1 protein-coding gene is annotated in these 614 nt (G+C 59.1%); it reads left to right on the top strand.

Features of this window, described 5'->3' with window-relative positions:
- Positions 1-614, top strand: a 614-nt coding sequence (locus R2A130_RS18760) for a hypothetical protein (protein ID WP_040306455.1), incomplete at both ends; no start/stop codon positions are given.

The following is a 614-nucleotide window of genomic DNA, read 5'->3' as shown; positions in this document are numbered from 1 at the left end:
CGCATCGAAGGCCTGCCAGCAGGTGCTACGCCTTCTGTGGGTACGGTTACGCCCGGTGGTCTGGTGCTGACGGCTGCAGAACTTGCTGTTCTTACCATCACACCGCCACAGGATTTCCACGGCTCCATTCCGCTGACGCTGGTCTCCATCGCCACGGAAGGGTCGAACGCCGATACGGCAGAGACTTCTGACACATTCTCGATCCTTGTGGACGCACAGGCGGATACACCAAGCCTGACGGCCGGTTCGTCCACGGTGAACGAAGACACGAGCGTCAACTTCGGTGCTGCGGTCACCTATGCTTCTACCGATATTGATACGTCTGAAGCTGTTTCGGAAGTAACGATCATCGGCTTTCCAACCGGTTCTCTACCGACATTCACCACGGCACCCGGCGCTACGGTTACGCCCACAGCGACGGGCTTTACCGTCACGGGCACCGAGGCGGGTATCCGCGCAACCGTGGCAAGCTTTGCCGTCACGGCGCCATCTAACAGCGGTGATGACTTCACGCTTGATGTAAGCGTGACTGTCACCGATGCTGACGGTTCCACGGCAACGACAACAGGCACCCACCCGATTGATGTAGTGCCTGTGGCTGACACGCCCGATGT

The organism is Ahrensia sp. R2A130 (assembly GCF_000179775.1).
Taxonomy (GTDB): Bacteria; Pseudomonadota; Alphaproteobacteria; order Rhizobiales; family Rhizobiaceae; genus Pseudahrensia.
The sequence above is the reverse complement of the archived record's forward strand: the minus strand, read 5'-3'. Positions and strand labels throughout refer to the sequence as shown.